14 protein-coding genes are annotated in these 19,191 nt (G+C 71.5%); 1 reads left to right on the top strand and 13 read right to left on the bottom strand.

Features of this window, described 5'->3' with window-relative positions; translation table 11 throughout:
• Positions 1-21: 21 nt before the first annotated feature.
• From rpsG to F1D97_RS16470, 10 genes are all read right to left on the bottom strand, one after another.
• Positions 22-492, bottom strand: coding sequence for a 30S ribosomal protein S7 (rpsG, locus tag F1D97_RS16425; RefSeq protein WP_236121554.1), 471 nt, complete (start codon positions 490-492; stop codon positions 22-24).
• A gap of 4 nt (positions 493-496) precedes the next feature.
• A complete protein-coding gene (rpsL, locus tag F1D97_RS16430; RefSeq protein WP_013882841.1) occupies positions 497-865 on the bottom strand; it encodes a 30S ribosomal protein S12 in 369 nt (122 codons plus the stop codon).
• Between the two features lie 381 nt (positions 866-1,246).
• Entirely contained in the window at positions 1,247-1,486 is a 240-nt protein-coding gene (locus F1D97_RS16435) for a hypothetical protein (RefSeq protein WP_236121555.1), read from the bottom strand.
• A 100-nt stretch (positions 1,487-1,586) separates the two neighbouring features.
• Positions 1,587-5,456, bottom strand: a complete 3,870-nt coding sequence (locus F1D97_RS16440) for a DNA-directed RNA polymerase subunit beta' (RefSeq protein WP_236121556.1) — start codon at positions 5,454-5,456, stop codon at positions 1,587-1,589.
• Between the two features lie 130 nt (positions 5,457-5,586).
• On the bottom strand, positions 5,587-9,096 hold the full coding sequence (rpoB, locus tag F1D97_RS16445; protein ID WP_236121557.1) for a DNA-directed RNA polymerase subunit beta: 3,510 nt from the start codon (positions 9,094-9,096) through the stop codon (positions 5,587-5,589).
• Positions 9,097-9,535: 439 nt separating this feature from the next.
• Entirely contained in the window at positions 9,536-9,928 is a 393-nt protein-coding gene (rplL, locus tag F1D97_RS16450; RefSeq protein ID WP_236121558.1) for a 50S ribosomal protein L7/L12, read from the bottom strand.
• A 96-nt stretch (positions 9,929-10,024) separates the two neighbouring features.
• Complete coding sequence (rplJ, locus tag F1D97_RS16455) at positions 10,025-10,555, bottom strand: 50S ribosomal protein L10 (RefSeq protein ID WP_236123641.1); 531 nt, start codon at positions 10,553-10,555, stop codon at positions 10,025-10,027.
• 255 nt (positions 10,556-10,810) lie between these two features.
• Positions 10,811-13,447, bottom strand: a complete 2,637-nt coding sequence (locus F1D97_RS16460; RefSeq protein WP_236121559.1) for a CHAT domain-containing protein — start codon at positions 13,445-13,447, stop codon at positions 10,811-10,813.
• Between the two features lie 8 nt (positions 13,448-13,455).
• On the bottom strand, positions 13,456-13,959 hold the full coding sequence (locus F1D97_RS16465) for a transthyretin-like family protein (protein WP_236121560.1): 504 nt from the start codon (positions 13,957-13,959) through the stop codon (positions 13,456-13,458).
• Positions 13,956-14,585, bottom strand: a complete 630-nt coding sequence (locus tag F1D97_RS16470) for an RNA polymerase sigma factor (RefSeq protein ID WP_317618904.1) — start codon at positions 14,583-14,585, stop codon at positions 13,956-13,958. Before F1D97_RS16470 ends, F1D97_RS16465 begins: the two co-directional genes overlap by 4 nt.
• A gap of 365 nt (positions 14,586-14,950) precedes the next feature.
• Between F1D97_RS16470 and F1D97_RS16475 the strand changes: the two genes are divergently transcribed.
• The gene (locus F1D97_RS16475) at positions 14,951-16,921 is read left to right on the top strand and encodes a peptidase S32 (RefSeq protein WP_236121562.1); all 1,971 of its coding nucleotides are present in this window, start codon (positions 14,951-14,953) and stop codon (positions 16,919-16,921) included.
• Between the two features lie 100 nt (positions 16,922-17,021).
• Here the strand turns inward: F1D97_RS16475 and rplA are convergent, their stop codons facing one another.
• From rplA to nusG, 3 genes are all read right to left on the bottom strand, one after another.
• On the bottom strand, positions 17,022-17,738 hold the full coding sequence (rplA, locus tag F1D97_RS16480; RefSeq protein ID WP_236121563.1) for a 50S ribosomal protein L1: 717 nt from the start codon (positions 17,736-17,738) through the stop codon (positions 17,022-17,024).
• A gap of 74 nt (positions 17,739-17,812) precedes the next feature.
• On the bottom strand, positions 17,813-18,244 hold the full coding sequence (rplK, locus tag F1D97_RS16485; protein ID WP_236121564.1) for a 50S ribosomal protein L11: 432 nt from the start codon (positions 18,242-18,244) through the stop codon (positions 17,813-17,815).
• Positions 18,245-18,347: 103 nt separating this feature from the next.
• The gene (nusG, locus tag F1D97_RS16490) at positions 18,348-19,136 is read right to left on the bottom strand and encodes a transcription termination/antitermination protein NusG (RefSeq protein WP_236121565.1); all 789 of its coding nucleotides are present in this window, start codon (positions 19,134-19,136) and stop codon (positions 18,348-18,350) included.
• Positions 19,137-19,191 lie beyond the last annotated feature (55 nt).

Below are 19,191 nucleotides of genomic sequence, written 5' to 3' on the forward strand. Positions count from 1 at the left end.
TGCCGGCCGCACCGGCTGGAATCACCAGCGGTAGTGCGCGAAGGCCCGGTTGGACTCGGCCATCTTGTGCATGTCCTCGCGACGCTTCACAGCGGCACCCAGGCCGTTGGAGGCGTCGAGGATCTCGTTCATCAGACGCTCGGTCATCGTCTTCTCACGACGAGCGCGCGAGTAGTCGGTCAGCCAGCGCAGCGCGAGCGTGGTCGCACGCACGGGACGGACCTCGACCGGCACCTGGTAGGTGGCACCACCGACGCGGCGCGACTTGACCTCGAGCGACGGGCGCACGTTGTCGAGCGCACGCTTGAGCACGACGACCGGGTCCGACTGGGTCTTCTCGCGGACGCCCTCGAGCGCGCCGTAGACGATGGACTCGGCGACGGTCTTCTTGCCGTCGAGGAGGATCTTGTTGATCAGCTGCGTGACGACCGGCGAGCCGTAGACGGGGTCGACGATCAGCGGCCGCTTCGGGGCGGGACCCTTACGAGGCATCGGTTCAGCCCTTCTTCGCGCCGTAGCGGCTGCGCGCCTGCTTGCGGTTCTTCACGCCCTGCGTGTCGAGCGCGCCGCGCACGATCTTGTAGCGGACACCGGGGAGGTCCTTCACACGACCACCGCGGACGAGCACGATCGAGTGCTCCTGGAGGTTGTGGCCCACGCCGGGGATGTACGCCGTGACCTCGACGCCCGAGGACAGGCGCACACGGGCGACCTTCCGCAGGGCGGAGTTCGGCTTCTTGGGGGTCGTGGTGTACACGCGCGTGCACACACCGCGACGCTGGGGGCTGCCCTTGAGGGCAGGCGTCTTCGACTTGTTCGTCTTCGCCTGCCGGCCCTTGCGGACCAGCTGCTGGATCGTAGGCACTACGTCTCCGTCTGGTAGATGAGCTCTGGTCGACCGGACCCCGTCACCCAGGACGGCCGGCAAGTGCGCGAGTCGCCGCCCGTCGCGCGGCTATCGCCTGGTCTTTCCTCCCGCACCGACCCCCGCGCTCGGGCGTGTCGCCCCGGTCCTTCGCGGCGCCGGAGCCCAGCAGGAGCTGGACGGCGGGTGCCGCGCGAGTGGCGGGGGATCGCTTGCCGCACTCGTCGTGACGCCCGTCCGGCGAACCGGACATCGTCCGTGCGAGTGCACGCGCGAGGGCCCGACGGCGCGGGCACGGTGTCCAACGTTACCTGGCCGCCCACACACCGTCAAAGGACGACGGTGTGACGCTGCCCCGACGCTACGCGCGGTCGCGCGCGCTCACGACCGGAACGCGACCCGCTCGGGCCACCGCCCCGACGTCCGCCGCACGCGCAACGCCTTGACCAGCACCCACTGCGCCGACAGCGGCCGCTCGGGTGAGCCCTGGACGCACCACGCGTCGAGGTCCGCCACCGGGACGACGAGCACGCCCTCGCCCAGCTCCGGCGTCGCGCCGAACGCGTACCGCACCTCGTCGGGCGACTCGTCGACCTTCCGCCCGTACGCCACACCACCCACCGCACACCTCCTCGTCGTCGCCCGCCGCCCCGGCCAGGAACGCCCGAGGGGGCCCACCGGAGTGCGGTGGACCCCCTCGGGTCGGGTCAGGAGACCGACGTCAGCGCAGGTCGCCGAAGTCGATGTCCTCGAGCGGGATCGCCTCGCCCGAGCCGAAGCCCAGGGCGGGGAAGTCGATCTCGTCGTAGCCGAACGTCGGGTACAGCTCGGCCTTCGCCTCCTCCGTCGGCTCCACGGCGATGTCGCGGTAACGCGGCAGGCCGGTGCCGGCGGGGATGAGCTTGCCGAGGATGACGTTCTCCTTGAGGCCGAGCAGCGGGTCGGAACGACCCGACATCGCCGCCTCGGTGAGCACGCGGGTGGTCTCCTGGAAGGAGGCCGCCGACAGCCACGAGTCCGTCGCGAGCGACGCCTTCGTGATGCCCATGAGCTCCGGACGACCCGAGGCCGGCTGACCGCCCTCGGCGACCGCCCGACGGTTCGCGTCCTCGAACTTCCCGCGCTCGGCGAGCTCGCCGGGCAGCAGGTCGGTCGAGCCGGAGTCGAGCACCGTCACGCGACGCAGCATCTGCCGCACGATGACCTCGATGTGCTTGTCGTGGATGTCCACGCCCTGCGAGCGGTAGACCTCCTGCACCTCGTCCACCAGGTGCTCCTGCGTCTTGCGCGGGCCGAGGATGCGCAGGACCTTCTTCGGGTCCACGGCACCCTGCACCAGCTGCGTGCCGACCGCGACGTGGTCGCCGTCGTTCACGAGCAGACGCGAGCGCTTGGTGATCGGGTACGCGATCTCCTCCGAGCCGTCGTCCGGCGTCAGGACGATGCGCCGCGAACGGTCACCCTCCTCGATCGCCACCCGGCCCGAGAACTCCGCGATCGGCGCCTCACCCTTGGGGGTACGGGCCTCGAAGAGCTCCTGGACACGCGGCAGACCCTGCGTGATGTCCTCCGCGGAGGCGACACCACCGGTGTGGAAGGTACGCATCGTCAGCTGCGTGCCGGGCTCACCGATCGACTGCGCCGCGATGATGCCGACGGCCTCACCGATGTCGACGAGCTTGCCGGTGGCCAGCGAACGGCCGTAGCACTTCGCGCACGTGCCGACGCGCGACTCGCAGGTGAGCACCGAGCGCACCTTGAGCGTGTCGACGCCCGACTCGAGCAGACGGTCCAGCAGGACGTCGCCGACGTCGTCACCGGCGTGACCGATGACCTCGCCGTCGACCTCGATGTCCGTCGCCAGCGTGCGCGAGTAGACGCTCGTCTCGACCTTGTCGTGACGACGCAGCGCACCGTCCGCGCCCGGGACGCCGATCGGCATCGTCAGGCCGCGCTCCGTGCCGCAGTCCTCCTCGCGGACGATGACGTCCTGCGAGACGTCCACCAGACGACGCGTGAGGTAACCCGAGTCGGCGGTCCGCAGAGCGGTGTCCGCCAGACCCTTGCGGGCACCGTGCGTCGCGATGAAGTACTCGAGGACGGACAGGCCCTCGCGGTAGTTGGACTTGATCGGGCGAGGGATGATCTCGCCCTTCGGGTTCGCCACGAGACCGCGCATACCGGCGATCTGACGGACCTGCATCCAGTTACCACGCGCACCCGAGCCGACCATCCGGAACACCGTGTTGCGCGCAGGGAAGTTCTCCTGCATCGACTTGGCGACCTTGTCGGTGGCCTGCGTCCAGATCTCGATGAGCTCCTGACGACGCTCGTCGTCGGTGATGAGGCCCTTCTCGTACTGGCCCTGCACCTTCGCCGCGCGCGCCTCGTGCTCCTCGAGGATCCCGGCCTTCGCCGCCGGCGTGGCGACGTCGGAGATCGCGATGGTCACGCCGGACCGCGTGGCCCAGCGGAAGCCGGCCTCCTTGAGCGCGTCGAGGGACGCCGCGACGGCGACCTTCGGGTAGCGCTCGGCGAGGTCGTTGACGATGACCGACAGGCGCTTCTTGTCGACGACGCCGTTCTCGTACGGGTAGTCGACGGGCAGCAGCTCGTTGAACAGCGCACGGCCCAGCGTCGTCTCGAACAGCAGCGTCTGGCCGTACTCGTAGCCCTCGGGCGCGTCGTCCTCGGACAGCACCAGGTCGTCGAACCGGATCTTGACGACCGCGTTGAGGTCGAGCGTGCCCTGGTCGAACGCCATGACGGCCTCGGCGACCGAGCTGAACGCCCGGCCCTCGCCCTCGGCACCGGCCTTGTCGGACGTCAGGTGGTACAGACCGATGATCATGTCCTGCGAGGGCATGGTCACCGGACGACCGTCCGACGGCTTGAGGATGTTGTTGCTCGAGAGCATGAGGATGCGGGCCTCGGCCTGCGCCTCCGCGCTCAGGGGCAGGTGGACGGCCATCTGGTCACCGTCGAAGTCCGCGTTGAACGCGGCGCAGACGAGCGGGTGCAGGTGGATCGCCTTGCCCTCGACGAGCTGCGGCTCGAACGCCTGGATGCCGAGACGGTGCAGCGTGGGCGCACGGTTCAGCAGCACCGGGTGCTCGGTGATGACCTCCTCGAGCACGTCCCACACGACCGGGCGCGCGCGCTCGACCATGCGCTTGGCCGACTTGATGTTCTGCGCGTGGTTGAGGTCCACGAGGCGCTTCATCACGAACGGCTTGAACAGCTCGAGCGCCATCTGCTTGGGCAGACCGCACTGGTGCAGCTTGAGCTGCGGGCCGACGACGATGACCGAACGGCCCGAGTAGTCGACGCGCTTGCCGAGCAGGTTCTGACGGAACCGGCCCTGCTTGCCCTTGAGCATGTCGGAGATCGACTTGAGCGGGCGGTTGCCGGGGCCCGTGACCGGGCGGCCGCGGCGGCCGTTGTCGAACAGCGAGTCCACGGCCTCCTGGAGCATCCGCTTCTCGTTGTTGACGATGATCTCCGGAGCGCCCAGGTCCAGGAGCCGCTTGAGGCGGTTGTTCCGGTTGATGACGCGGCGGTACAGGTCGTTCAGGTCCGACGTGGCGAAGCGGCCACCGTCGAGCTGGACCATCGGGCGCAGGTCCGGCGGGATGACCGGCACCGCGTCGAGGACCATGCCCGTCGGCGAGTTGTTCGTCGTGAGGAACGCGTTGACGACCTTCAGGCGCTTGAGCGCGCGCGTCTTGCGCTGGCCCTTGCCCGTCCGGATGATCTCGCGCAGGTTCTCCGACTCCGCCTCCAGGTCGAACGCCTCGAGACGCTTCTGGATCGCCGCGGCGCCCATCGAGCCCTCGAAGTAGTTGCCGTAGCGGTCCTGGAGCTGGCGGTAGAGCATCTCGTCGCCCTCGAGGTCCGCGACCTTGAGGTTCTTGAACCGGTCCCAGACCTGCTCGAGACGCTCGATCTCCGCGTCCGCACGCTTGCGGATCTGCGCCATCTCGCGCTCCGCCGAGTCACGCACCTTGCGGCGCGCGTCGGCCTTGGCGCCCTCCGCCTCGAGCTCGGCCAGGTCGGCCTCGAGCTTCGCGGCGCGGTTGTTGATGTCGTTGTCGCGGCGGTCCGCGATCTCCTTGCGCTCCAGGTCGATCTCGTTCTGGAGGTTCGGGAGGTCCTCGTGACGGCCCTCCTCGTCGACCCACGTGATCATGTAGGCCGCGAAGTAGATGACCTTCTCGAGGTCCTTGGGCGCCAGGTCGAGCAGGTAGCCCAGACGCGACGGCACACCCTTGAAGAACCAGATGTGCGTGACGGGGGCGGCCAGCTCGATGTGGCCCATGCGCTCACGGCGCACCTTGGAACGCGTCACCTCGACGCCGCAGCGCTCGCAGATGATGCCCTTGAAGCGCACGCGCTTGTACTTGCCGCAGTTGCACTCCCAGTCCCGGGTGGGACCGAAGATCTTCTCGCAGAAGAGACCGTCCTTCTCCGGCTTCAGGGTCCGGTAGTTGATGGTCTCGGGCTTCTTGACCTCGCCGTGCGACCAGGCACGGATGTCGTCGGCCGTGGCCAGGCCGATACGCAGCTCGTCGAAGACGTTGACGTCGAGCAAGGGGGTCCTACTTCCTTCGCTAGCCGGGCCCGGGACGGGCCTGCGGCGGACGGAATGGTGCAAGGGGTGGTGCGGGCGGCTCGTCGTGCGCTCTCACCCGCAGGTGGGCGGCACGACGAGCCGCTCGACGTCAGATCTCCTCGACGCTGCTCGCGTTGGGGCGACGCGACAGGTCGATGCCGAGCTCCTCCGCAGCGCGGTAGACCTCGTCGTCGTTCTCCTTCATGTCGATCGAGACGCCGTCGGACGACAGCACCTCGACGTTCAGGCAGAGCGACTGCATCTCCTTGAGCAGAACCTTGAACGACTCCGGGATGCCCGAGTCGGGGATGTTCTCGCCCTTGACGATCGCCTCGTACACCTTGACGCGCCCGGGGACGTCGTCGGACTTGATGGTCAGGAGCTCCTGCAGCGTGTAGGCCGCGCCGTACGCCTCGAGGGCCCACACCTCCATCTCGCCGAAGCGCTGGCCACCGAACTGCGCCTTACCACCCAGCGGCTGCTGCGTGATCATCGAGTACGGACCCGTCGAACGCGCGTGGATCTTGTCGTCGACGAGGTGGTGCAGCTTCAGGATGTACATGTAGCCCGTGGACACCGGCTCCGGGAACGGCTCGCCGGAGCGCCCGTCGAACAGGCGCGCCTTGCCGTCGGGGCCGACCATGCGCTCGCCGTCGCGGTTCGGCAGCGTGCTGGAGAGCAGACCCGCGAGGGCGTCCTCCTGCAGACCGTCGAACACCGGCGTCGCCACCGGGTTGCGGGGCTCGCTGCTCGCGGCGTTCGCGGGGACGTTGTCCTTCCAGGACAGGTCGCCCTCGGCGGCCAGCGAGATGTCCCACCCCTGCGCGGCGATCCACCCGAGGTGGACCTCGAGCACCTGGCCGACGTTCATACGGCCCGGGACACCCATCGGGTTGAGGATGATGTCGACCGGCGTGCCGTCCTCGAGGAACGGCATGTCCTCCTCGGGCAGGATCGTCGAGATGACGCCCTTGTTCCCGTGGCGGCCGGCGAGCTTGTCACCCGCGGTGATCTTGCGGCGCTGGGCGATGTAGACGCGCACGAGCTCGTTGACGCCCGCGGGCAGCTCGTCGCCGTCCTCGCGCGAGAACGTGCGCACCTCGATGACCGTGCCGGACTCGCCGTGCGGGACCTTGAGCGAGGTGTCGCGCACCTCGCGCGCCTTCTCGCCGAAGATCGCGCGCAGCAGGCGCTCCTCGGGGGTCAGCTCGGTCTCACCCTTGGGGGTCACCTTGCCGACGAGGATGTCGCCCGCGCCGACCTCGGCACCGATGCGGATGATGCCGCGCTCGTCGAGGTCCGCGAGGACCTCCTCGGAGACGTTCGGGATGTCCCGCGTGATCTCCTCGGGGCCGAGCTTGGTGTCGCGCGCGTCGACCTCGTGCTCCTCGATGTGGATCGAGGACAGCACGTCGTCCTGCACGAGGCGCTGCGACAGGATGATCGCGTCCTCGTAGTTGTGGCCCTCCCACGACATGAACGCGACGAGCAGGTTGCGGCCGAGCGCGAGCTCGCCCTCGTCCGTCGCCGGGCCGTCCGCGAGCACCGAGCCGACCTCGACGCGCTGGCCGCTGTCGACGAGCACGCGCTGGTTGTAGGACGTGCCCTGGTTCGAGCGGCGGAACTTCGCGACGCGGTACGTCGACGTCGTCGCGTCGTCGTTCGCCACCGTGATGAGGTCCGCGGAGACCTCCGTGACCACACCCGGCTTCGTCGCGACGATCACGTCACCCGCGTCGACCGCCGCACGACGCTCCATGCCGGTGCCGACGAGCGGCGCCTCGGAGCGGACCAGCGGCACGGCCTGGCGCTGCATGTTGGCGCCCATGAGCGCGCGGTTCGCGTCGTCGTGCTCGAGGAACGGGATCAGGGCCGTCGCGACCGACACCATCTGGCGCGGCGAGACGTCCATGTAGTCGATCTGCTCGCCGGGGATGTAGTCGATCTCGCCGCCCTTGGTGCGGACGAGGACGCGGTCCTCCTCGAACTCGCCGTTCTCCTTGAGCGGCGCGTTCGCCTGCGCGATGACGTGGCGGTCCTCGTCGTCGGCCGTGAGGTAGTGCACCTCGTCCGTGACCTTGCCGTCGACGACCTTGCGGTACGGGGTCTCGACGAAGCCGAACGGGTTGATACGACCGAACGACGCGAGCGAGCCGATCAGACCGATGTTCGGGCCCTCAGGGGTCTCGATCGGGCACATGCGGCCGTAGTGCGACGGGTGGACGTCACGGACCTCCATGCCGGCGCGGTCACGGGACAGACCACCCGGGCCGAGGGCCGACAGACGCCGCTTGTGCGTCAGGCCCGCGAGCGGGTTGTTCTGGTCCATGAACTGCGAGAGCTGCGACGTGCCGAAGAACTCCTTGATCGACGCCACGACCGGGCGGATGTTGATCAGGGTCTGCGGCGTGATGGCCTCGACGTCCTGCGTCGTCATGCGCTCGCGCACGACGCGCTCCATCCGGGACAGGCCCGTGCGGACCTGGTTCTGGATGAGCTCGCCGACCGCGCGGATGCGGCGGTTGCCGAAGTGGTCGATGTCGTCCGTCTCGACGCGGACCTCGATCGCCTCGCCGTTGCGCGTGCCGGGCAGCGTCGTGGCGTCGATGTGCAGCGCCGCGAGGTACTTGATCGTCGCGACGACGTCCTCGAGCGAGAGCACCGAGTCGGTGAGCGCGGCGTCCCGGCCGAGCTTCTTGTTGACCTTGTAGCGGCCGACCTTCGCGAGGTCGTAGCGCTTGGAGTTGAAGTAGAAGTTCTCCAGCAGGGCGCGGCCGGCCTCGACCGTCGGCGGCTCGCCCGGGCGGATCTTGCGGTAGAGGTCGAGCAGCGCCTCGTCCTGCGTCTGGACGTGGTCCTTCTCGAGCGTCTCGATGACGGCCGGGTACGCGGCGAACTCCTCGCGGATCTCGCCCTCGGTCATGCCGAGCGCCTTGAGCAGGACGGTCGCGTTCTGCTTGCGCTTGCGGTCGACGCGCACGCCGACGTTGTCGCGCTTGTCGATCTCGAACTCGAGCCACGCGCCACGGCTCGGGATGACCTTGGCCGTGAGGATGTCCTTGTCGGACGTCTTGTCCGCCGTGCGCTCGAAGTAGACGCCCGGGGAACGCACGAGCTGCGAGACGACGACGCGCTCGGTGCCGTTGATGATGAACGTGCCGCGCTCGGTCATGAGGGGGAAGTCACCCATGAAGACCGTCTGCGACTTGATCTCACCGGTCGTGTAGTTGACGAACTCGGCGGTGACGAACAGCGGCGCGGCGAAGGTGAAGTCCTTCTCCTTGCACTCCTCCGCCGTGTACTTCGGCGGCTCGAAGCGGTGCTCGCGGAAGGAGAGCGACATGGTGCCGCCGAAGTCCTCGATCGGGGAGATCTCCTCGAAGATCTCCTCGAGGCCGGCGGTCTGCGGGACGTCGTTGCGACCCGCCTCGACCGCTGCCGCCACGCGCGCCTGCCAGCGCTCGTTGCCCAGGAGCCAGTCCATGCTCTCGGTCTGCAGACCGAGCAGGTCGGGGACCTCGAGGGGCTCGTGGATCTTGGCGAAGGAGATGCGGCGAGAGGCGGTGCGGTTCGCGATGGCGTCGGCGGTCGGTGCAGAAGGGGTGCGCGAGGCAGCCAAGAGGGGTCCTTCCCTGCGGTCGAGAGCACGCTGCGCTGCCTGGCAAGGCGCGATCCCCGGCCGCGACGACGGTGTTCGACGCGCACGTACGTCGAGCTCCGAGTCGGGATATCTGAGATCGCGGGCACAGGCCAGCGCAAAGCGCTAGCATACTCGGCCCTGGCGCGAAAGTCCACCGGCTTCCGGCGCGCTCTCGTCGCACCCGCTCCAGCCGGACCCTGCGGTCCGCGGCCGCGCCCGGCCCTCCGGCCGGACGGGCGACCTCGTCGTCGCCGCGGCCATGGTGGCACACGAGCCGCGCCCGGGGGAAGCCGGAGGCCACGACGCTCTCCCGGCTGCCGTCCGTGGGGACGACGAAGGCCCGCCGCCCCACGCGGGGGTGACGGGCCTTCGTGCGTGAGCACCTCCGCTCCGGGGCGAGGCCCCGGGCGGAGTCAGGTCACTTGAGCTCGACGCTCGCGCCGGCGCCCTCGAGCTGCGCCTTCGCCTTCTCGGCCGTCTCCTTGTTGACGCCCTCGAGAACCGGCTTCGGCGCCTCGTCGACGAGGTCCTTGGCCTCCTTGAGGCCGAGCGACGTGAGCGCGCGCACCTCCTTGATGACCTGGATCTTCTTGTCACCGGCGGCGAGCAGGACGACGTCGAACGAGTCCTTCTCCTCCTCGGCGGGGGCGTCCGCGCCCGCACCACCGGCGGCCGGCGCGGCGGCGACGGCGACGGGGGCAGCGGCGGTGACCTCGAAGACCTCCTCGAAGGCCTTCACGAACTCGGACAGCTCGATCAGGGTCAGGCCCTTGAACTGCTCGATGAGCTCCTCGGTGCTGAGCTTCGCCATGAGAGGCGTTCCTTTCTTCGGTGCTCCGCGACGCGTCGTGCGTCGGAAGCGGGATGTGGGGTGATGCGCGGAGCGCTGACCAGGCCGGGGCCCGGGTCAGGCAGCCGCACCTTCCGACTCCTGCTTCTGACGCAGGGCATCGATGACACGAGCGGCCTGGGCGGTGTTCGCGGTGAAGACGTAGGCAGCCTGGTAGAGCTTGGCCTTCATCGCGCCGGCCGCCTTGGCCAGCAGGACCTCACGGGACTCGAGGTCCGCGAGCTTGGTGACCTCCGCGGCGGTCAGGGCGCGTCCGTCGAGGACACCACCCTTGATGACCAGCGCGGGGTTCGCCTTGGCGAAGTCACGCAGACCCTTGGCGGCCTCGACCGGGTCGCCGGTGACGAAGGCGATCGCCGACGGGCCCGCGAGCGCGTCGTCGAGGCCCGTCAGGCCGGCTTCCTTGGCCGCGATCGCGGTCAGCGTGTTCTTCACCACGGCGTAGGTTGCGTTGCCGCCGAGCGCGCGACGCAGCGTCTTGAGCTGCGCCACGGAGAGCCCGCGGTACTCGGTCAGCACGGCCGCGTTGGACGCACGGAACTTGTCCGCGATCTCCGCGACGGCGGCTGCCTTGTCCGGCCTCGCCATGGCAATCCTTCCGATGGTGGTGCCGGTCGGTCCCCAGAACGACGAAGAGCCCCGCGCAGGCGCGGGGCTCGACAGGGCGGGGCGGACGAACCGCACCATCATGTGGAACTCTCACCTGCGCTGGCCTCCGCGAGCTGCGGGACTTCGGTCGCTCCGACGAACGGAGACGACGACCGGCGGTCTTGGGCCCCACGAGACTACGGCAGCGACGGCCGACGACCAAATCGCCGCCGGACCCCGCGCACGAGGGCTCGGTCACACGGGCGCGCCCAGGCACACGAGAGGCACCAGCCCACCGCCACCGCGCTCGTGCTCCGCGCACGCCTGCGCGACCGCCGCAGCCACCGGCACGCCTGCGCGCATGCGCTCGTGCACGCCCGACATCACGTGCATCGCGGTCTCGTCGGGCAGCGGCGCGATCGCCGCCACCACGCACGGCACGCCCGTGCGCAGCAGCACGCTCGCCAGGCCCAGCGCCTCTCCCCCGGCCCGGATCGTCGCACGGCCGACCTCGCACGACGACAGCAGGACGAGGTCGGGCACCCGGCCGCCCGCGTCCAGCTCGTGCGCGAACAACGGGCCGTCGGCCAGCCGCAGCGACGAGAACAACGGGTTGTCCGGCTCGTGCCGCCCGTGCGCCGCGAGGTGCACCACACCCGGAGACGCGAGCGCCTCGGCGACGTTCGCGACGCTCGCCTCGTCCTCGACCAGCACACGCGCACCCGGCCACAGCTTGGCGACGTGCCGCGCCTCGTCGGCCGCGTGCACCAGGCCCGGGCCCGCGGCCGCCGTCAGCGGGGCGTCCGGCAGGCCCGCGCCCGCGTACCGCATCCAGTGGTGCACCGAAGGTGCGACGACCGTGGGCGCGCCCCGCCGGGAGGGCAGCATCGACCACGGCAGCACGCCCAGCCACCCGCCCGCGACGACGACGAGCTCGTCCGCGCCGTCGAGCACCGGCCGCACCACCGCGTCGAGCCGCTCGAGCGCACCCCGCAGCGACCGTTCCGCGACCGCACGCAGCTCCGCGGGCACCAGCGGGTTCGCGACGACCTCGAGGTCCGCGTGCACGCGCCGCACGAGCTCCGCGGCCGGCGCGGCCTCCCCCAGGTCGGCCAGCTCGGACCCCGCCACGCCCATGCTCACCGCGAGCAGGCGCCCCTCGTGGTCGATCACGTCGAGCAGCAGGGTCTGCGGACGTCGCGCGAGCAGCGCGCGCACCTCGTGCGCCCGACCCTCGCGCTCGTCGCGCGCGCTGCGCCCCGGCTCGTGCCACGACCGCGCGAGGATCTCCAGCTTGAGGCGCTGCGCGTCCGCGATCAGCTTGCGCCGCTCCGGGTCCGCCGCGGGACGGCCCGTGACGGGACGGCTGCCCTCCACGAGCCTGCGCAGCTGCGCGAGCAGCTCGGCCGTGCGGGGGTCGCGGGGCGGGTTGACGCGCGGCGCCCCGCCCATGACCGCACGCACGCGCTCGGCCGACTCGAGCACGCGCTCGGGGTGCCCCGTCGCGAGCGCGAGCCGCATGTCGAGCTCCGCGAGCGCCGTGCCGTGCACCGCGCCCGCCGTGCGCAGGTCGAGCGAGCCGAACCGGCTGCGGTGCAGCGCGAGGTCCCGCTGCCCCGCCCGCACGTGGTGCGCCGCCCGGTCGGGGCGGCCCGCCGCCACCGCCAGCAGCGCCCGGATCCGACGACCGTGCAGGCGCAACGTCAGCGGCTCCTCGGCCTGCACCGTGCCCAGCCCGTCGAGCACCCGCTCGGGGTCCGGCCCCACGCCGCGCGCCAGGTCCGCCTCGATGCGCAGGTAGGACGCCGCCCGCTGCCACGTCGGCCGACCGGTCGTCCGGCACAGCTCCTCGACCTCCGCGGCCCGCCGCGCCACGCCCGCCCAGCCGCTGCGCGACGCGCGGCCCTCGCTCTGGCGTGCCAGCACCCCCGCGTCCGCCTGCAGCTCCAGCAGCGACGAACGCACCACCCACGCCTCGTCGCCGCGCCGCGCGAATCGGCGCCGCGCGCTCGACGCCCAGTGCCGCGCGGCGACCGGGTCGCCGCGCAGCAGCGCGCACTCCGCACGACCCAGCTCGCACTCCGCCACCTCGCGCGGCAGCTTCTCGTCGGCGAACATCTGCGCGGCCTGCGCGAGCGTCGCGTCCGCGACGCCGACCAGGCCCGCCTCCAGCAGCACCTCGCTACGGTCCCGCAGCGCCGTGGGCCGCACCGGCCCGGGCAGGCTGCGGGCCGCCGCCTCCATCGTCGCGAGCGCCTCCGGCAGACGCCCCTCCCGGAAGTGCACGTACCCGAGGTTGTGCTCCGCCTTGAACACCAGCAGGTCGAAACCCGCGTCGCGCGCCCGGCGCGCGCACTCCGAGTAGTCCGCGCGCGCCGCCGCCGTGTCCCGACGCTCGCTGTGCAGCGTGCCGCGGTTGAGCAGCGCGCGGCACCCGTCCACGGGGTCCGCGACGTCGAGCTGCGCGACCGCGGCGTCCAGCGCGACGAGCGCCTCGTCCTGCCGCCCGCCGCGCAGCGCCAGCAGCCCCCGCACCCCCGCCGCCGCGGGGACGATACCCGGCCACGCGTGCGCGGCACCCGCCGCGACGAGCCCGTCGAGCTGCGCGAGTGCCGCCTGCGGACCGCCGCGCGTCTCGAACTCGCACTTCGCGAGCTCCATGAGCGCCCGCGCTCGCACGCGCACGCGCAACGGGTCGGTCAGCTCGTCGTCGCCCGGGAGCCGGTCGAGGCGCCCGAGCGCCGCGACCAGCCGACGACGCGCCTGGTTCGGGTGGCCCTCGGCGTTGTCCGCCTCGGCCAGGGCGACGTCCACCGCCACGCGCTCGAGAGCGGTGCGGTGGTCGCCGCCCGGCAGCGGCCCGGCGGAGGCCGGACCGGAGCGTTCGGCCATGGTGCCCGCTAGAGCTCGATCTGCGGGGTCACGACCGGCATGGTCGGGTCCGACGGGCGGCGCAGCACGAGCCGCGCGGGACCCCGGTGCAGGTCGACGAACGCGAACCGACCGTCCTCGTCCGACGTCGTCGTCGTGACGTGGCCCGACTGGTGCAGCTCGACGGCGAGCTCCCCCGCGGGCGCGGCCCACCCGTCGACGCGTACCAGGTCGTTCTCGTGGTGCACGGAGATCATCACGGTCAGGACGTCCGTGGTGAACGTGATCGTGCCGGCCTCGATGCTCGTCTCGTCGGTCCGTACCGCGAGCGCCGGCTCGCCGACGAGGTGCAGTTCGGCGAGCTCCGCGTGCAGGGCCTCCATCGTCAGGGCCAGGCCGATGCTGTCGACCAGCCCCTCGGGCACGGGGTCCGCAGCGTCCACGAGCGCGGCGAGACGGTCGAGGATCTCGATGTCGAGGTCGTCGACGGCGCCCCCGGCGAGCAGGGCGACGGTGACGTCGTCGGGGGTCATGACATGCTCCAGGAAGGGTCGGAGGCGAGGGCTGCGCGCAGCTTGGCGAGGCAGCGCCCGCGCGTGGGGCCGATGCTGCCCACCGGCATGCCCAGGGACTGGGAGACGACGGCGTAGTCGGGTCGGTCGACCATGGCGACCAGGCCGAGCAGGCGACGGCACCGCTCCGGCAGGGTGCGCACGTTGTCCCACAGGACACGGTCCCGCTCGTCGCGCACCGCACGGACGTCCGGCAGCTCGTCGGCCGGCGCCGCGAGCCACTCGGTCGCGGCCTCGTCCGAGTCCGTGCGGGCGGCCTCCTCGCGCGAGCGGCGCACCGCACGCCAGGCCGCGCGCTTCGCGGTGACGAGCGTCCACTGCAACGTCGCCCGGGGGTCGCGGATCGTGTCGATCTCACGCACCAGCGCGAGCCACACGTTCTGCACGATGTCCTGGGCCTGCTCCGTGCCGGCGCCCTGCGCCCGCACGGTGTGCCACAGCAGCGGCGTCATCACCTGCACGAGAGCCGCGAGCGGCGCAGGATCGCCGTCGCGGTACGCCAGCACAGCCCGGGCCGCCTGGTCGGCGAGCCCCTCCCCCTGGCCGCGGAGCGCGGTGTCCACCGGCTCCACCAGGTCGTCACTCATCATTGGCCCCTCACTCGACCGGTCCCGTCGGGCGGCCGTCCCATGACACTAGGACGGCCTGGACAAACCCGACAAGCACGTTGGCGCACGCGGAGCCGGGTCGTCGTCGAGGAGCACGCGCGCGGGACCCAGATACGCACCGGACGGACAGCGGGTGAAGTTCACCCGAGCGGGTGACGGGCGCACTAGCGTTCAGCCAGGGGGCGCCCGCGCCGGCCCGCACCGGCGCGCACGACGACGAGGTCCGCGCAGGTCAGGCGCAAGTCAGGCGGGCGCAGATGTATCAGGCCCGCCCCCCGACGCTCCTGACCGGCGGCCCTCGCAGCCCCTGGCCACCGTCACCCGTCTTGAGGAGTGTCGTCCCGATGACCGAGCAGGACCCCCGCACCGACCCGACGCCCGAGCCCGACGAGGCGCAGCCCACGGCGACCCGACCGCTCGAGGAGCGCGCCCGGATCCGCCCCACCAAGCGTGGCGTCGAGGACGTCCTGCTCTCCCGCTCCGGCGTCGTCGGCGTCGACATCGCCGAGAAGTGGTCCCAGGGCCGCCCCACCGGGCAGCAGGCCATCGTCGTGCACGTCGAGCGCAAGCGCCCCCTCGACGAGCTGTCCGACGACGAGCGCATCCCCGCCGAGTACGACGGCGTGCCCACCGACGTCGTCAGCGGCCGCGTCTCGCCGCTGGCCGCCACCGGCGGCACCGGTGCCGCGGGCCACGCCGCGCGCGTGCGTCCCCTCGCCGGAGGGCTGAGCATCGGCCCGTCCGACGCCGTGACCATCCCCGTCGAGGGCCGCGCGCAGCTGCGCAGCGTCAACGGCACCCTCGGGGTCGTCGTGCGCGAGCGCCACACCGGGCGCCCGTTCGCGCTCACCAACTGGCACGTCGCCGCAGGTGACGGGCGCGAGGACGTCGGGTCGTCGTGGCTGCAGCCCGCGATCGCCGACGGCGGACGCGCACGCGCGGACCGGTTCGGCGCGCTCGTGCGCGGCGCCGTCACCGACCGTATGGACGCCGCCGTCGTCGCGCTCGCACCCGGCGCGCCGTGGGTCCCCGGCATCGTCGGGATCGGCGCCGTCACCGGCGCAGGCCCCGCCGTCGTCGGCTCGACCGTCAGCAAGTCCGGACGCACGACCGGCCTGACCGTCGGCACCGTCGTGTCCACCGACTACACGACGGCCGTCGACTTCGGGCCCGGCGTCGGGCTGCGCACGCTGCGCGACCAGATCCGCGTCGAGCCCGCCGACGGCGCCGAGCGGTTCTCCGCCGGCGGGGACTCCGGCTCCGTGATCGTCGACGAGGACGGGGTCGTCGTCGGGCTGCTGTGGGCCGGCGAGGACGACGGGAGCTTCTCCGTCGCGAGCCCCATCGACGTCGTGCTCGACACGCTGGGGGTGTCCGTGGCCGCCGCGCCCCGCACGTGGCGCGACCGGCTGCGGGCCACGTCAGGGCGCCGGGCGTCGGGGGGCGCCCGCACCGACGGCGCGGACGGCGCCGCGGCCGACGCCTCCGGCGACCGGGACGCGCAGGGGGCGTCCCGGCTCGCCGGGGCGTCGACCCAGCCGTTCACCGAGCCGTTCACCGAACCGTTCACCGAGGCGCTCGGAGCGAACCCGTTCACGGAGCCGTTCACCGAGCCCTTCACGGAGCCCTTCACCGAGCCCTTCACGGAGCCCTTCACGGAGCCGTTCACCGAGGCGCTCGGTACGAACCCGTTCACGGAGCCCTTCACGGAGCCGTTCACGGAGCCCTTCACCGAGGCGCTCGGAGCGAACCCGTTCACCGAGCCGTTCACCGAGCCGTTCACCGAGCCGTTCACCGAGCCGTTCACGGAGCCCTTCACGGAGCCGTCTACCGAGGCACTCGGAGCGAACCCGTTCACCGAGCCGTTCACCGAGCCCTTCACGGAGCCGTTCACGGAGCCGTTCACCGAGGCACTGGGAGCGAACCCGTTCACGGAGCCGTTCACGGAGCCGTTCACGGAGCCGTTCACCGAGCCGTTCACGGAGCCGTTCACCGAGGCCGCCGCCGACGCCCGGCGGACGCGCGCGGCGTACGTCGCGGGCCGGCGGATCGGGGTCACGCAGGCACGTGCCGCGTACGCGGCGGGTGTCCGCGCGGGTCGTCGCGCGGGGGCGGCGGCGAGTGGCGCGACGGCGACGCGCGTCGCACGGCAGGCGTACCGCGCGGGCTACGTCGCGGCGTACCGCGCCGCGGTCAAGGCGCTCGCCCTCCGGGCGCAGGCCGCCCGTCGCGGTGCGGCGCGTTCGGCCTACGTCGCGGGCTTCCGCGCCGGCGTGCGGGCTGCGGGGAGCTCGGGGGGAGACTCCCGCAGCTGAGCGGACGCCGGTCCGCGGGTACGACGAAGGGTCCGACCCCCGTGGGGGTCGGACCCTTCGTGCTGGTGGACCGTGCTCGGTCCTCAGACGTGCTGGGGACTCAGTCCTCGTCCTCGGCGGTCAGGTTCCGGGTCTTGTTCTGGTCGAGCAGGATCCCGGGGCCGTTCGTGGTCGAGATGGTCGCCTTGGTGATGTAGCGGCCCTTCGACGCGGCGGGCTTGAGACGCAGGATCTCGTCGAGCGCCGCGGCGTAGTTCTCGACCAGCGCGACGTCGGAGAACGACGTCTTGCCGATGATGAAGTGCAGGTTGGCGTGACGGTCCACGCGGAACTCGATCTTGCCGCCCTTGATGTCCGCGACGGCCTTGGCCACGTCCATCGTCACGGTGCCGGTCTTCGGGTTCGGCATGAGACCACGCGGGCCCAGGACCTTGCCGAGTCGACCGACCTTGCCCATGAGGTCCGGGGTCGCGACCGCGGCGTCGAAGTCGGTCCAGCCGCCGGCGACCTTCTCGATGAGCTCGTCGCCGCCGACCTCGTCCGCACCGGCGGCGCGGGCCTGCTCGGCACGCTCGCCGTTCGCGAACACGATCACGCGCGCGGTCTTGCCGGTGCCGTGGGGCAGGTTGACCGTGCCACGGACCATCTGGTCCGCCTTGCGCGGGTCGACACCGAGTCGGAAGACGACCTCGACGGTCGCGTCGAACTTGGAGACGGAGGTCTCCTGCGCCAGACGGACGGCCGCGAGGGGGCTGTAGACCTTGCCGTCCTCGATCTTCTCGACGGCGGCGCGGTACGCCTTGCTGTGCTTGGGCATCTGCTTCTCCTTGGTGAGCAGTCGTGGTCAGACGGGCCGCACAGGGCCCTGCCACTGGGGGTGGGGACGAGGGGTCAGCCCTCGACCTTGATACCCATCGACCGGGCGGTGCCGGCGATGATCTTCTCGGCCGCGTCGAGGTCGTTCGCGTTGAGGTCCTCGAGCTTGGTGGACGCGATCTCGCGCACCTGCTCGCGGGTCAGCGTCGCGACCTTGACCGTGTGCGGCGTGGGCGAGCCCTTGGCGACGCCCGCGGCCTTCTTGATGAGCTCGGCGGCCGGCGGCGTCTTCGTGATGAACGTGAACGAGCGGTCCTCGTACACGGTGATCTCGACGGGGATGACGTTGCCGCGCTGCGACTCGGTCGCCGCGTTGTACGCCTTGCAGAACTCCATGATGTTCACGCCGTGCTGACCGAGCGCGGGGCCGATCGGCGGGGCGGGCGTGGCCGCACCGGCGTTGATCTGGAGCTTGATGAGGCCGGTGACCTTCTTCTTGGGGGGCATGACGCCACCTCTTCCTTGCTTGTGGGCCGACGCCGTGGGCGATGACCCGGTTGCAGGTCGTGCCCGCGGCGCGGGCACGAGACGCCCCGAGGGGCGCGTCCGGTCAGATCTTGGCGACCTGGCTGAACGACAGCTCGACCGGGGTCTCCCGGCCGAAGATGGAGACGAGCACCTTGAGCTTCTGCGCCTCGGCGTTGATCTCGGAGATCGTCGCGGGCAGCGTGTCGAAGGGGCCGTCGGTGACCGTGACCGACTCGCCGACCGTGAAGTCGACCTGGATCGCGGCGGCGGCCTTCGCCGCGGCGGCCGGGGCCGCCGGGGCCTTCGTCTCGAGCGTGGGCGCGAGCATCGAGAAGACCTCGTCCAGCGTGAGCGGGACGGGCTGGTGCGTGTGCCCGACGAAGCCCGTGACGCCCGGCGTGTGCCGCACGGCGCCCCACGACTCGTCGGTCAGGTCCATGCGCACGAGGACGTAGCCGGGGATCCGGACGCGGCGCACGACCTTGCGCTGCGCGTTCTTGATCTCCACGACCTCCTCCATGGGGACCTCCACCTGGTAGATGAAGTCCTCCATGTTGAGGCTCTGCGTGCGGTTCTCGAGGTTCGCCTTCACGCGGTTCTCGTAGCCCGCGTAGGAGTGGATGACGAACCAGTCACCGGGCAGGCTGCGCAGACGCGCCTTGAACGCGGCGACCGGGTCCTCGTCGGGGTCGACCTCGTCGCTCTCCTCGGCACCGGGCTCGTCGGCCGGCTCCTCGGTGGCGGACTCGTCGACGACGACCTCGTCGGACGCAACCTCGTCCGCGACCGACGCCTCGACGGCGTCGACCGACTCCACGGCGTCCGACAGCTCGACGTCGGCCGGGGTGGGCTCAGACGACTCGTGCGACACGTACGAACCTGCTTTCTTCCAGTGCGGAGGTGCGGCTCGACCGAGCCTGGCGGGC

The organism is Cellulomonas palmilytica (genome assembly GCF_021590045.1).
Taxonomy (GTDB): domain Bacteria; phylum Actinomycetota; class Actinomycetes; order Actinomycetales; family Cellulomonadaceae; genus Cellulomonas; species Cellulomonas palmilytica.

Coding starts and splice junctions, on each gene's coding strand:
- rplL (WP_236121558.1), bottom strand. CDS start 9,928: ATGGCGAAGCTCAGCACCGAGGAGCTCATCGAGCAGTTCAAGGGCCTG.
- rplA (WP_236121563.1), bottom strand. CDS start 17,738: ATGCCCAAGCACAGCAAGGCGTACCGCGCCGCCGTCGAGAAGATCGAG.
- rplJ (WP_236123641.1), bottom strand. CDS start 10,555: ATGGCGAGGCCGGACAAGGCAGCCGCCGTCGCGGAGATCGCGGACAAG.
- F1D97_RS16465 (WP_236121560.1), bottom strand. CDS start 13,959: ATGACCCCCGACGACGTCACCGTCGCCCTGCTCGCCGGGGGCGCCGTC.
- F1D97_RS16460 (WP_236121559.1), bottom strand. CDS start 13,447: ATGGCCGAACGCTCCGGTCCGGCCTCCGCCGGGCCGCTGCCGGGCGGC.
- F1D97_RS16470 (WP_317618904.1), bottom strand. CDS start 14,585: ATGAGTGACGACCTGGTGGAGCCGGTGGACACCGCGCTCCGCGGCCAG.
- rplK (WP_236121564.1), bottom strand. CDS start 18,244: ATGCCCCCCAAGAAGAAGGTCACCGGCCTCATCAAGCTCCAGATCAAC.
- rpsG (WP_236121554.1), bottom strand. CDS start 492: ATGCCTCGTAAGGGTCCCGCCCCGAAGCGGCCGCTGATCGTCGACCCC.
- F1D97_RS16475 (WP_236121562.1), top strand. CDS start 14,951: ATGACCGAGCAGGACCCCCGCACCGACCCGACGCCCGAGCCCGACGAG.